The organism is Parasphingopyxis sp., assembly GCF_052168275.1.
GTDB lineage: Bacteria > Pseudomonadota > Alphaproteobacteria > Sphingomonadales > Sphingomonadaceae > Parasphingopyxis.
In genome coordinates, this window is sequence record NZ_JBQLZM010000123.1 from 1 (window position 1) to 13,211 (window position 13,211).

At 66.1% G+C, this 13,211-nt stretch carries 12 protein-coding genes, 1 pseudogene and 1 riboswitch; of the genes and pseudogenes, 6 read left to right on the top strand and 7 right to left on the bottom strand.

The window, feature by feature from the left end; all coding sequences use genetic code 11:
* From glnA to ACTS1X_RS10935, 3 genes and pseudogenes are all read left to right on the top strand, one after another.
* A pseudogene (glnA, locus tag ACTS1X_RS10925) lies at window positions 1-458 on the top strand (glutamine synthetase); the annotation flags it as partial.
* Window positions 459-591: 133 nt separating this feature from the next.
* Window positions 592-1,239, top strand: a complete 648-nt coding sequence (locus tag ACTS1X_RS10930; RefSeq protein ID WP_442614426.1) for a hypothetical protein — start codon at window positions 592-594, stop codon at window positions 1,237-1,239.
* Window positions 1,240-1,352: 113 nt separating this feature from the next.
* Window positions 1,353-2,777: an aldehyde dehydrogenase family protein gene (locus ACTS1X_RS10935; protein WP_442614427.1), complete on the top strand. Its 1,425-nt coding sequence runs from the start codon at window positions 1,353-1,355 to the stop codon at window positions 2,775-2,777.
* 64 nt (window positions 2,778-2,841) lie between these two features.
* Here the strand turns inward: ACTS1X_RS10935 and ACTS1X_RS10940 are convergent, their stop codons facing one another.
* From ACTS1X_RS10940 to ACTS1X_RS10955, 4 genes are all read right to left on the bottom strand, one after another.
* The gene (locus ACTS1X_RS10940; protein ID WP_442614428.1) at window positions 2,842-3,522 is read right to left on the bottom strand and encodes a DJ-1/PfpI family protein; all 681 of its coding nucleotides are present in this window, start codon (window positions 3,520-3,522) and stop codon (window positions 2,842-2,844) included.
* Between the two features lie 18 nt (window positions 3,523-3,540).
* Window positions 3,541-3,622, bottom strand: a riboswitch (ZMP/ZTP riboswitch).
* A gap of 20 nt (window positions 3,623-3,642) precedes the next feature.
* On the bottom strand, window positions 3,643-7,881 hold the full coding sequence (locus ACTS1X_RS10945; RefSeq protein WP_442614429.1) for a translocation/assembly module TamB domain-containing protein: 4,239 nt from the start codon (window positions 7,879-7,881) through the stop codon (window positions 3,643-3,645).
* A complete protein-coding gene (locus ACTS1X_RS10950; protein WP_442614430.1) occupies window positions 7,881-9,911 on the bottom strand; it encodes an autotransporter assembly complex protein TamA in 2,031 nt (676 codons plus the stop codon). Before ACTS1X_RS10950 ends, ACTS1X_RS10945 begins: the two co-directional genes overlap by 1 nt.
* A gap of 89 nt (window positions 9,912-10,000) precedes the next feature.
* Window positions 10,001-10,219, bottom strand: a complete 219-nt coding sequence (locus ACTS1X_RS10955) for a hypothetical protein (RefSeq protein WP_442614431.1) — start codon at window positions 10,217-10,219, stop codon at window positions 10,001-10,003.
* A gap of 154 nt (window positions 10,220-10,373) precedes the next feature.
* Between ACTS1X_RS10955 and ACTS1X_RS10960 the strand changes: the two genes are divergently transcribed.
* Window positions 10,374-10,544: a hypothetical protein gene (locus tag ACTS1X_RS10960; RefSeq protein ID WP_442614432.1), complete on the top strand. Its 171-nt coding sequence runs from the start codon at window positions 10,374-10,376 to the stop codon at window positions 10,542-10,544.
* A 10-nt stretch (window positions 10,545-10,554) separates the two neighbouring features.
* On the opposite strand, the gene ACTS1X_RS10965 is transcribed toward ACTS1X_RS10960, so the two are convergent.
* Complete coding sequence (locus ACTS1X_RS10965) at window positions 10,555-11,223, bottom strand: S24 family peptidase (RefSeq protein ID WP_442614433.1); 669 nt, start codon at window positions 11,221-11,223, stop codon at window positions 10,555-10,557.
* A gap of 114 nt (window positions 11,224-11,337) precedes the next feature.
* Here ACTS1X_RS10965 and ACTS1X_RS10970 point away from each other — a divergent pair, with 114 nt between their 5' ends.
* Entirely contained in the window at window positions 11,338-11,532 is a 195-nt protein-coding gene (locus ACTS1X_RS10970; protein ID WP_442614434.1) for a hypothetical protein, read from the top strand.
* Window positions 11,529-11,849 carry a hypothetical protein gene (locus tag ACTS1X_RS10975; RefSeq protein WP_442614435.1) on the top strand — a complete coding sequence of 107 codons (321 nt, stop codon included), beginning with the start codon at window positions 11,529-11,531 and terminating at the stop codon, window positions 11,847-11,849. The genes ACTS1X_RS10970 and ACTS1X_RS10975 overlap by 4 nt, the downstream gene beginning before the upstream one ends.
* Before the next feature lie 4 nt (window positions 11,850-11,853).
* Here the strand turns inward: ACTS1X_RS10975 and ACTS1X_RS10980 are convergent, their stop codons facing one another.
* Both ACTS1X_RS10980 and ACTS1X_RS10985 read right to left on the bottom strand, forming a co-directional pair.
* A complete protein-coding gene (locus ACTS1X_RS10980) occupies window positions 11,854-12,816 on the bottom strand; it encodes a hypothetical protein (protein ID WP_442614436.1) in 963 nt (320 codons plus the stop codon).
* Window positions 12,817-12,819: 3 nt separating this feature from the next.
* Window positions 12,820-13,211: glycosyltransferase (locus ACTS1X_RS10985; protein WP_442614437.1), on the bottom strand; the 392-nt coding region annotated here is incomplete at its 5' end.

Genomic DNA, 13,211 nt, shown 5'->3' on the forward strand with positions numbered 1-13,211 from the left:
ACAGCTACAAGCGGCTCGTCCCCGGGTACGAGGCGCCGGTGCTGCTCGCCTATTCGAGCCGCAACCGTTCGGCCTCCTGCCGTATTCCCTATGGCGCGGGCGACAAGGCGAAGCGCGTCGAGTTCCGTTTCCCGGACGCGATGGCGAACCCCTATCTCTGCTATTCGGCGCTGCTGATGGCCGGGCTCGACGGCGTCGAGAACCGCATCCATCCGGGCGACGCGATGGACAAGAATCTCTACGACCTGCCGCCGGCCGAGCTCGAAGGCGTGCCGACGGTCTGCGGTTCGCTCCGCGAGGCCCTCGAGGCACTCGAGGACGATCACGAGTTCCTGACCAAGGGCGACGTCTTCTCCGTCGACCAGATCGAGGCCTATGCCGAGCTCAAATGGGAAGAGAGCGACCGCTGGGAAACGACCCCCAGCCCGGTCGAGTTCGACATGTATTATTCGGCCTGATCGCGATCACCGTTTAACAGAAAAGGAGTGTCCCAGCGGATGCTCCTTTTTTGCGTCATATTGCGCTTGTCAGGCCGATCGCATTTGACAAAAGTCCAGATGGAGGGTCGAGCAATATTTGGAGGGAAAGATCATGGCTAAACTGTTGGTTACGGGACTCTTCGTGTTTCCTCTCCTAGTTGCAGCAAGCGCATGCGGAACGGAAGCGACATCGGCCGCTCAGGAGCATGGAGAGTCGCCTGAAAGCTCGGCGAACGGTGGGGCAGCGTCAACCTCCAGCCCAGTTGTCCTGGACGAAGCCTTCGCATTCGACGACAATTTCAACTGCGATGCGGGCGAGACATATGATCGCATCTTCTCCGAAATGGTGGCGCTGGACGGCAGCAATGCGATCGGCGGCGTTGTCTCGATACCCGGGTTCAACACTCCGCTTACAGCAACGGTAGAAATGGCGACCGCTGATGATGGTGGAGACATGATCGAGGCTAGCCTGCCTGTCGACGGTATATGGCTAGGCCTGCCGGTGACGTCGCTGCAATGGGACGCTATGGCATCGGAAATTGGCTATCCCTTGCGTACAGTGGTGTTCGACGCATCGATGGAAGAAACTGTAGCAGCTCTGCACGAGGCCGGATTCGATGTCGCGCTCGAACCGAACGAATTTGAGACGCCGGACCGGCGTTCTGCCGGACGCCCGCTCGACGATGGCGGCTATGTAGAAACGATGGTCGTAGATCTGGGTGACGGCGAAGGCGTGCACTTTACCTGCCGGGCGTCCTGAACGATCGGTCGGCGCGCCGGTATCCGGGCGCTTTCCGTTGAACCCGCGCGTGCCATCGCCTATCTTCGTTGCAAAGACGAACCGAAAATCCCGAATCGAAGGAGCGGACTGCCATGCACAGCTATCTGAAGCACTATATCAACGGCGAATGGGTCGAGAGCGAAGGCGGTACGCGCCATGAGGTGATCAATCCCGCCACCGAAGAGCCGTGCACGGAAATCATGCTCGGCAGCCAGGCCGATACCGACAAGGCCGTCTCCGCCGCCAAGGAAGCGTTCAAGACGTTCTCGCAGACCAGCGTCGAGGAGCGGATCGCCCTGCTGGGCCGCATCGCCGACGAATACAAGAAACGCATGCCCGATATCGCCGCCGTGATGGCCGACGAAATGGGCTGCCCGATCGCGATCGGCAACGCCGCGCAGGCGCCGGCCGGGCTCGGCCATATCCTCAAGGCCGCCGAAGTCCTCAAGGATTTCGAATGGGAAGAGCAGCTCGGCCCGGCGCGCGTCGTCCATGAGCCGATCGGCGTCGTCGCGATGATCACGCCGTGGAACTGGCCGCTCAACCAGATCACCGCCAAGGTCGCCCCGGCGCTCGCCGCCGGCAACACGATGGTCCTGAAGCCGTCCGAGGAAACGCCGGGCTCGGCCGCGATCTTCGCCGAGGTCATGGACGCGGCCGGCGTGCCCGCGGGCGTGTTCAACATGGTCCAGGGCGACGGCCCGGGCGTCGGCACGATGCTGACCAAGCATGAGGATGTCGACATGGTGAGCTTCACCGGCTCGACCCGCGCCGGCATCATCATCGCCAAGAACGCCGCCGATACGGTCAAGCGCGTCCACCAGGAACTGGGCGGCAAGACGCCGAACATCGTGCTGGAGGGCGCGGACCTTTCCGAAGCCGTGCCGAACGGCCTGCAGGGTGTCATCATCAATTCCGGGCAGAGCTGCATCGCGCCGACGCGGATGCTCGTCCATGAATCGCAATATGACGAGGCGGTGCAGATCGCCAAGGGCGTGATGGAAAGCGTCGCGGTCGGCGATCCCAAGGAGATGGGCGGTCATATCGGCCCGGTCGTCAACGCCGCGCAGTATGAGAAGATCCAGGGCCTGATCCAGAAGGGCATCGACGAGGGCGGCAAGGTCGAAACCGGCGGCACGGGCCGGCCGGACGGCGTCAACCAGGGCTTCTACGTCAAGCCGACCGTCTTCTCCGACATCACGAGCGACATGACCATCGCACGCGAGGAGATTTTCGGCCCGGTCGTCACGCTGATCAAGTACGAGAATGACGACGAAGCGGTCGAGATCGCCAACGACACCGATTACGGCCTCTCGGCCTGCGTCTACGGCCCGGCCGAGCAAGCCAAGAAGTTCACCGGCAAGCTCCGCGCGGGCCTTGTCGGCGTCAACAATTGGGGCCCGATCCCCGACGCGCCGTTCGGCGGCTACAAACAGTCGGGCAACGGCCGCGAAATGGGCAAATACGGCCTGCGCGAATTCATGGAAGTGAAGACGATCATCGGCGAACCCGCCTGATCGGGCGACAGACCGATGAAATCGGGGCGGCGGGAGCGATCCGGCCGCCCTTTTTCAAGAGCGCTCAATCCGCGCGCACCTTGGTGCCGACCCGCTCGGCCGTGGCCCGTCGCTCCGCTTGAAACGCCTCGGACCGGCTGCGCAGCGCCGCGACGATCTCCGGCGCTTCGCTCTTCGGCGAGCCGCCGTGGAAGGGCGGCGCGGGATCATATTCCATCGACAGCTGGATCATCCGCGCCATGCGCTCGCCCTGCAGTTCGGCGACCAGCGTCAGCGCGAAGTCGATACCCGACGTGACCCCCGCGCCCGTGATCCGGTTGCGATCGATCACCACGCGCTCGGCGACAGGCTCCGCCCCGAGCGCGGCCAACTGATCGAGCGACAGCCAATGGCAGGTCGCGCGATAGCCGGTCAGCAAACCGGCCGCACCGAGGACCAGCGATCCCGTGCATACCGACGTGACATAGCGGGCGCGTTCGGCCTGCCGCCGCAGGAAGCCGAGTACCGCCTCGTCCTCCATCATCGCCAGCTGGCCGGGTCCGCCCGGAACGAACAGGATATCGGCCGGTGTGCAATGATCGAGCGTCACGGTCGGCAGTATCGTCAGACCGCCGCCATCGGCGACCGGTTCGGCCGTCCTCCAGGCGAGGCTGATCTTGGTGTCGGGAATGCGCGAAAAGACTTCATGCGGCCCGGTCAGGTCGAGTTGCGTGAGGCCGGGGTAGAGCAGCATGACGATATGCATGGGCACCTCCTTCGATAAGAGTGATGCCCAGGCGAACGGCGTTCATCGTCCGCACTTCCCGATGGTAGCCCATCTCGAATCGCCAGTCATGCGAACGGACCGGCTATAGCGAAACCGCGCCTAATAGTCCCGGCTGATCTGCAGATTGCCCTCGACCCGGCCCAGCGTGCTGATGCTCGAGAGCAGCGACAGCCAGCGGGTGATCCGGAATTCGGTCTCGGTCGCGGAATAGCCCTGCCCGTCGGTCACGACTTCGACGAACAGCCGGCGCGTGACATAGAAGCCGGCGGCGACGGCCGTGCCGCGATCCACGGCCGGGTCGGCGGGCAGGATGCGCAGCCGGTCCAGACCGATCGCATCGCGCACCGCGTTGATCGGGTTGAGCCCGGCGCCGCCGCCGCTCTGCAGCGACGCGACCGCCGCGCCGAGCTGGATCGCCTCGGGCGCGGAAAGATTGGTGATCGACGTGCCGAACAGCAGCCGGCTCAACAGCTCGCTCTGCGGCAGCGCCGGCGTGCTCGCGAAGCGGATCTCGGGATTGTTGCCCGTGCCGCCTATATTGATCGTCGCATCGAGCCCTTCGGTATTGGCCTGGGCGACGATATCGAGCACCGGATCGACGGGGACATTGCCGTAGAATTCGATCCGGCCCCGTTCGAGGTCGAAATTGCGGCCGGCGAACTGATAGGTGCCGCGGCGCAAATTCATGTCGCCGAGGATCCGGAAATCGGACAATGGGCCGCTGATATCGAGATCGGCGCTCCACTCGCTGTCGAGACCGAGGCCCCGCACCATGAACCGGTTGCGCGCGTCGACCTCTATATCGAGCGTCCATTTGACCGGCTCGACGCGGGGATCGGGCTCGTCCAGCCGGCGGTTGATCTCGGTCACGTTGAGTTGCGGCACGACGATCGACGGCACGGCCTGGCCGAGCATGAACTCGCCGCGCACCATATCGAAATCGCCGCTGATCGTGCCGACTGGCCGCGCCGTTTCCGTGCCGATGGCGGTGCCCGCCGGCGCCTGCAGCCGAATGGAAAGCGGTCCGCTGACCTGGGCCGAGATATCGTCGCGGCGGAGCAGCCAGGCCTGGTCCGCCTGCAATTCGATATCCATGCCGAGCCCCGTCGCGAGCGCGAGATCGAACGCCGCGCGCCCGGAAATGCTCCCGCCGCCGGGCGTCGTGCCGGACAGTTCGGAAAATTCGAGGCGGGACTGGCGGAACGTGCCCCGAGTGGTGACACCCTCGACCACCGTGCCGGTCAGCGCGCTTTCGAGACGACCGTTGCGGGTCTCGAGCGCACCGACGATCCGCGGCGTGTCGAGCGAGCCGTCGATATCCATGCGGGCGAGCAGCGGCCCGGACAGGCTCAGCGTCTCGTTGCCGGTCAGCTGCCACAGCGTTTCGGCCGGCCCGTTGTAGCGCAGCTCGGCGAACAGCGGCGCCGCGGCGAGCAGATCGCCGAAATTGCCCTCGCCCGCGATCGGATCGAGCCGCGCCTGGAAGCGTAGTATGTCCTCGCCGTCGCTTTCCATGATCGCCCGGGTCGCCAGCCGGCGATTTTCGAGCCGCGCGTTAAGGCCGAGATTGACCGGGCGCGGCCGCAGCGCGAAGCCTTCGCGGGTCAGGCTGCGGATGCGGAGTTCGGCATTGGCCGTCGGCACGACCTCGTCCCCCGTCTGGCGGTAGCGCAGCGTGCCCGTCGCCAGGCCGCCGAAGCCGGTTTCCGGGTAGAAGATATCGACCAGCGAGAGCGGCACGTCGTCGACCGTCGCCTCGATATCGGTGACCGGTCCGCCGAAACGGGCCGCGACGGTAGCGCCGCCGCCGGCATAGCTGATCGTCGTTTCCGGGATCACCCAGCCTTCTTCCTCCTTGCGCATAACCAGCGGCGTCAGTTGGATCGGTTCGTTGCGGAAAGAGCCGCCGCCCTCGACCGTGATCAGGCCCGGCTCGATCGCCGCGCTCGCCTGGAAATCGAAATTGCGGCCGCGCGCTCCGCCGATATCGACATCGGCCTCGCCGCGCCCGTTCTCCAGTTCGACCGCCGCGCCGAACCGGGCCAGCGAGATGCCGCGCCGACGGAATCCGGTGAGGCTGAGGCCGCCTTCGAGGGTCGTCGCCTCGGCCAGCGGCCGCCAGCGAAGATCGAGCATCGCCTGGCGCATCGTCGCGTCGATCTCGCCGCCCAGCCGGGCGTTTTCGGCATCGATATCCACCACCACCAGCTGTTCGCCGCCGTCCATCGCGAGCTCGATATCGCCGATCACGCCGCTGCCCTCGAGGTCGAGCGCACCGACGATGCCGCCATCGCGAAACGCGAACCGGCCTTCGGTGCGCGTGTCGGCGACCAGCAGTTCGGCGACGTTGACGGCGGCCGGCGCATCGGCCGGCAGCAGCAGCTGTCCGTTGGACGTGAACGGCCCCGCCATCGACCGGCCGCTCGCCGCATATTGATAGCCGGCCTCGGTCGGTTCGAGCACGGCGTCCACATCGGCGATGCCGGCCGCGGGCACCGGGCTCGCCAAGGCCAGCTCGACCCGGGGGCGCGACGGCGCGCCTTCGGCGGTCAGCGTGACCGGCCCGTATTGCGCCTGCTCGCCCGAGCCGGTGACGAAGAGCCGGCCGTCGCCGTCCAGATAGCCGCGGCCGGTGAAACGGAGCTCCGGCGACTGGACCCGCATGTCGGTGAAACCGAAGCGGCCGTCCGGACCGTAGCTGATCGCGGCATCGACGGTCGTCGCGCCGCCCGTCAGCGACTGGAAGAAGCTGTTGTCGAGGGCCGGCGTGACGGCGCGCGCCCGACCGGCAATGACAAACCGCCCGCCGGGAGCGGGACGCACATCGACACGCGTCCGGACATCGAAAACCCCGAGGCCCGGCAGCCGGAACCGGTCGATATCGGCGTTCAGGCCCGCCGCATAATTGCCGGTGGCCAGATCGTAGATGATCGACACATCGCCGCGCAGCCGGTCGGACCGCAACCGGAGGTCGTCGCCGACGACCTGTTCCGAGGTGATCAGCAAGTCGCCGTCGACCGCGACATTGCGCACCACGTCGTCAAAGGTCTCGCCGAGCCCGGTGATCCGCGTTGCGGTCGCCGCGACCGGCAGGGTGAAGGGCGTGTCGCCCAACCGCCCTTCCCCCGCGATGCGCAGATTGTCGAAACCGGTGCCGCCGATGGCGGCGCGCGGCGCGGTCAGTTCGTAGCGGAACGCGGCGCGATCGAACGGGCCGTCCAGGCCGAGCGTCATCCGCACGTCGCGGCCGCTCATATTCGTGACGAGCGCGCCGGGCCGGAGCAGCCGGATATCGGCGGCGAAGCCTTCGAAGGCGCTGGTTTCGAGATCGAGCGTGCCGCGTCCCTCGATCACGGCCGCGGGCGAGCGGATATCGAAATCGCCGGCCAGGCGGCGGTCTTCGAAGGTCGCGCGCGCACTCAGATTCATCTCCGGCGCGGTCAGGCGGCGCGCCACGCCGGGATCGAGCAGATCCCCGGACCGCACGACGCCGCCGAGCGTGAAGGCCCCGTCACGCGCTTCGAGATCGAGATCGATGACCCGGGCGTCGCCGCTGTCGATCCGGGCGTAACCGTCCCAGCGCTGCCAGGTCCCGCTGCCGGCGATATCGATCGCGAGCGCGCGCTCGATACCGGTCAGCCCGGCGACGATGCCGTCCTCGGGCGCATAGAGCTGGACATCGATATCGAAGACGTCGCCATCGGGCTCGGCATCGAGTTCCAGCGCCAGCCGTTCGCCACTGTCGAGCGACTGGCTGCGCAGCTCGACCCGCGCGCGGCCAGCCCGGATATCGGCGGTCCCCGACACAGAGGCATGCCGCCGCTCTCCGGCGACCGCTTCCTCGAACCGGAAGCGCGCGATATCGAGCGATCCGACATAGATGTCGAACCCCGGCAGGATGGGCTGGTCTTCCTCCTCGGACGGAATCAGCTCGGGCGTCCGGTGGAGAATGGCGAGTTCGGAGGTAACGCTGCCGATGTAGAGCTGGTTGGCATAGATGAACATGCCCGGCTGCCAATCGACCTCTAGCGCGGGCACTTCGAAGAACAGGCCTTCGGGATCGTACAGCCGGAGATCCGAAATCGTCATCCGGCCGTAGATCGAACCGTCGATGCGGCCGATCCGGATGCGCAGGCCGTTGGCCGGTTCGAGCCGCTCGATCCGGTCGATCAGGAAGCGGCGCCCGGGAGGCGTATCGAGCGCGAAGATGGTGACCAACAGCAGCGCGAGAATGCCCGCGATGGCGAACAGCACGAAGCGGGTGATCCGCCGCCGCTCGGGCGTCGCCGAAATATAGTCGACCTCGCCCTGCCCCGTTTCCGTCGCCGCGCCCGCCATCAGAAAGCCTGGCCCAGCGACACATAGATGGCGATGACGGGATCGCCGGGCTGCGGATTGAGCGGGGTGCCGATATCGAGCCGGATCGGCCCGAAACTGCTGTAATAGCGCAGGCCGAGACCGGCGCCGAACCTCAGATCGCCGAAGTCGGGATAGAGATCGGTATAGATCGCCCCGGCGTCGATAAAGGGCACGATCCCGAAATTGCCGAAACGGTACCGCGCTTCCAACGCCAGCTCGACAAGGCTGCGGCCGCCGATCGGATCGTTGTTCGCATCGCGCGGGCCGATCGACTGGTAACTGTAGCCGCGCACCGAACCGCCGCCGCCCGCATAGAAGCGCCGCGACGGCGCGATATTGTTGGTCGAGGCGCCGGGAATGGCGCCGACGCGGACGCGGCCGGCGAGCGTCAGCGCCTCCATCAGCGAAACATAGAGGCTGCCGTCGAGCTGCACCCGCGCATAGGCGAAGGTGCCGTCCTGCAGCGAAAGTTCGGGCGACACGAAGGCCGACAGGCGAAAGCCACTTTCTGGATTCAGCAGGTCGCTTGTCCCGTCATAGCCGAGGCTCAGCGGGATCGCGCCGATCAGGAAGGTGTCGCGCTCGCGCAGGCCGGTCGCGCCGACCACGTCGCGTTCATCCGATACCAGGAGTTCGAGCCCGACCGACCAGACCCATTGCTTCTGCCAGAGCTGGTTGGAAATGCGTTCGAACCCGGCGGTGAACCCGGCCGTCCGCGCGTCAAACGCGTCGCGGTTGGTGTTGCCCGCGAAAAGCTGGCCGGTCAGGATATGATCGCGTTCGAGAAAATTGCTCCGGCGCAGACTGACGCTCGCAAATTGCTCGTCCGTGCCGAGAATGCCGCGCAGTGCCAGCGCGCCTTCGGGCCGGAACATGTTGCGATGCTCCCAGCCCACTTCCACCCGCGCGCCCTCGCCCGTGCTGTAACCGACCTCGCCGGAAATCGTGCGCGGCGGAGCGGGCTCCATCTCGACCGCGAGATCGACCAGTTCGGGATCGCCGCCTTCGACCGGGGTCAGCTCGACACGCGAAACGAGGCCGGTCTGGATCAGCGCGCGCCGCAGATCGTCGACCATGCCGTTCGAATAGAGATCGCCGGGCTCGAAGCGCGCGATCGTCGCGACATGCTCCGCATCGAAAATCTCCTCCGCGCCCTGGACGACGCGGATCGCGCCGAAATCGCGTTCGCCGCCGGTCTCGACCGGTACGGTCAGCATGGCCACGCGATTGGCGTGATCGATGACCACCTGCTCCTCGCCGACTTCGGCGAAGGGATAGCCGCGATTGCCGAGCTCGACGGCGAGATTGGCTTCGGCCGCCGTCACCGCCGCCGCGTCGACCGGATCGTCGGCCTCGACCGGGAATTGCGCGCGCAGCTCGTCGGTCCGCTCGCCCGCCTCGGCGAGGCCCGGCAGTTCGACGCTGTCGAACCGGTAGAGCGGACCCGCATCGACCCGGAACACGACCTCGATCCGGTTCTGGCCGGTCTCGCCGACCAGTTCGCTCACCACATCGGAATCGTAATAGCCGTGCGAGCGCAGCAATTCGCGCAGCAGCTCGCGGTCGGTATCGGCGCGCCGGTTGATCTGCGCGACGACTGCGGTGTCGTCCTCATTTTCGCGAAGGACCGAGAGCGTGCGGAACTGCGACCGGATTTCATCGGCCTGGTCGAGACCGTCAAGGCCTTGCAGCGTTACGGAATAGCGCTGCTCGGTATCGATCGCGACGGCGGTCCGGCTGCTCTCCGCTTCGCGATCGCTGACCGCCGACATGTCGGGCCATTCGACGCCGAAATCGTCGATCCGCGTCATCGGTGCCGATGCCTCGAAAGCGCCGGTAGCGTCGAGCGGTTCCAGCTCGCGCGTCGTCAGCGACTGGACCTCGTCGGCCACGCCGCCGGCGACCTCTTCCTCCGGCGTCTGCGCGACGACCGGCTGCGGCATAGCCAAAGCGCACAGCAGGAAAAACGAACCGACATACGCCCGGCCCGGTTTGGTCAACGCGTCCATGAAGCGGCTGGTAGCGCGAAACGCGGGCCACCGCCAATCAAAAGCGCTGGATTTCAACTATATGGTGGCGGACCGCACGGCGTCGCTCGCTAGTGGAGAGTCGCCTCGGGTTCTTCGCTGTGCATCCAGTCGACGAGCCGCTTGATCTGGCGCCAGCGGCAGAAATGCACGACATTGCCCTTTTCGCGGCTGCGACTCGCCCGGGCAGCGGCTTCCATCCCGGCGAACGACCCATATTCGGCCACCAGTTCCGCCGCATCGAACACGGCTTCGCGATCTTCGATGTAGAAGTGTTCGTGCATACCCATGTCCAACCCAAAGTTCGGCGCGGTTCTCGGCCGGCCTGTTCCGAGCGCGATATCTAACGGGAAAGCCTTTCTTAACTCCGCGCAAAATTGGTGAAGACAAAGTTAGCCATGCCGGCTCGTGACACGGGCGGGCGCCGCTGCCATAGGGGACCCCATGACGGAAGCGCAACGCAAGGGCCGGTTCGGCGGCGGCATTTTTCTCGCGATCGGCCCTTTTGCCGGGCTCGCGCTGGGCGCCGCCCTCGGGCAGCCGAGCATCGGGCTACTCGGCGGAATAGCCGCGGGCGCGGTCCTGGCGCTCGCGACGTGGCTGCTGACCCGATAGGTCCCGGCCCTCAGGCGAGCCGCCGGCCGGCCCAGACGACGCGGCCGATCACTTCCAGCGTGTCGAGATCGCAATCCGGCCAGTCGGGATAGCCTTCATTGTCGCTCTTGATCGTGAACCGGCGGCTCGCCGGGTTCATCGCGATACGCTTCACCATCAGCGCATTGTCGACGCGCAGCACATAGATGCCGTCGCGCAGCCGCTCGGCCCCGTCATCGCCGTTGACCAGGATCTCGTCGCCGTCCGACAAGGTCGGTTCCATCGAATCGCCCGATACCGTGATGATCGAAAGTTTCGCCGGGTCGCCGCCGGCCAGTCGGCGCAACCAGCGCTCGGGGAAAACAATGCGCGAGAGCTCCTCCTCTTCGCCCGCCACCGCGCCCGGCCCGGCCGATGCGTTGACCGCATATTGGCTGACCGCCACCATGGCACCGCCGGCGGGATCGCCAATGGAAGGATTTTTCCTATCGGCCGGCGCGCCCAGCACGCGCTCGTCCACGCCGAAATATTCGGCGAGCACACGGCGATCCTCCTCGGCCAGCCGCCGCGGCGTGCCGCGCTTGATAAATTGCTGAATATACGCGGCGTTTCTTCCGATCAGCCGCGATAGCGCCGCATAATCGTCGCCGCGCTCGCGCGCCAGGCGCTCCAAAACCAGCCGGGGATCCCCTTGCTCCATATCGGCACCATACCGATAGGATTATTCCTAGACAAGTAGGAAATTACCTCTGAGATAGGAAAACGCCTGCCGACACCGATTCGCGGGACGGCCACCAGCCAAGAGGAGAAGAGGATGAGCTTGCTGATCGAAATCGACCGTTTCCTGCGCCACACGAAGATGCCGCCGACCCGTTTCGGGCGCGAAGCGGTCAACGATCCCCGGCTCGTGTTCGACATTCGGCGCGGCCGCGAATGCGGCGAAAAGATACGCGCCCGCATCCACACCTATATCGTCGAGGCGAATGGCCGGCAGGACCGATGCGGATGACACGCCCGCTGCTGACCGGCGGTCTGGCGGCGCTGATCCACGGGCTCGCCAGGCGTGCCGGCACACGGCCCATCGTCGAGGAGGTGCGCACGACGCCCTGGTCGAGCATCACCTTCGCCGGGGCGCGCCACCGCTTCACGCTGCGGCTCGAAGGCGACGATCCCGCCGGGTCGGCGCGCGCGCTGGCCGACGGGCTAGATTACGCCGAATTCGATCTCGGCGCCTATATCCTGGTCGATATCGAGCTGGTCGAGGCCATCCCAGACGACGACCGCGTCCGGATGGTTCTCGAGGCGTTGATCCTCGCCAATGATTGAGGGCTCAGCCGCCCTTCCCGGCAACCTGTTGCAGCGCGCTGAGCGCGTCGCGCAGAGCGGCGTCATGATCGTCCGATCGCCGCGCCTGGGGATGCGGCATGACATTTTCGGTCACCGGACGGGCCTCCGCCTGGCCTTGCCGGTCCTTGGCGGTTTTCTTCCGTTCGAGACCTGCCTCCAATCGTGCGACGAGGTCGGCGAGTTCGGTTCGCGCATCCGAAGTCGGTGCAGCCTGAGCGACCGGCTCCGGATCGACGGCCGGCTCGATCGGCGCATCGGGGAATCCGGCGCGGTCGCGGCGCGGTAGCGGTATCTCGAAAACCGGCTCGGGCGCGTCCGATACATCTTCTGCGGCCTCGGCGGGCGCCGCCGCATCCTCTTCCGGGGAGGTTGCCGCCGGTTCGCCTGCCGCGACGGACGGCGGATCGTCCTCGACGATTTCGGCCACTTCGCCGAGATCGAGCACATCGAAATCGTCGACGGCATCGCTCGCATCGTCGGGCGCGACGGTGACGAGATCGAGCGGCGTCCCGAGATCGTTTTCGGCCATGATCGGGCGGCGATAGGGCGCGTCCGGATGGGCGTCGGCGCGGCGGAGCGACGGGGCGCGGCGCGGCAGCGACGAGCCTTCACCCGCCTCGTCCGGCATCGCGAAACGGGTTCCGGTGCGCAACTTCCGGCCGACGATGGCGGTCAGTGCGATCCAGGCGCCGAGCGTGACGACGAACGCGGCGATCAGCGCGAACACGATCCGCGCCCGCGCGCCGAGCGGCGGTTCCGCGGCGCTGACAAGACCGGGCAGCCCGGTTTCGACGATGAAAGCTTCGAACCAGGGATTGGGCGTCATCAGGATCAGGGCGGCGACGATGAGTCCGGAAACGGCCGATGCAGTCGGGATTTTCGGAAGCTTGGAAACCAGATCGGGCAGCGAAACGCCATGTCTGATCGCATCCAGATTGATGTTCATGTCCTAAACCGCCTTGCCAGTGAGTTTTTGGTAAACAGGGGCATAACGCGAAATGTTTGACGACCAGTTACGATCGCGTTCGACGAATTGGCGGGCCGCCGCGCGCCGTTCCTCCCAATTGTCGCGATGGGCGAACATATCGGCAAGGGCGTCAGCGAGCGCTCCGGGGTCGTCCGGCGCGAAAAGCGTGCCGGTCACCCCGTCTTCGATCAGCTCGCGATGGCCGCCGACGTCCGAAGCCGCGACGAGCCGTTTCTGCGCCATGGCCTCGAGCGGCTTGAGCGGCGTCACCAGGTCGGTCAGCCGCATTTTCTTGCGCGGATAGGCGAGAATGTCGATCAGGCCGTAATAGCGCTCGACTTCCCCGTGCGGGACCCGGCCGGCGAAGTGGATAT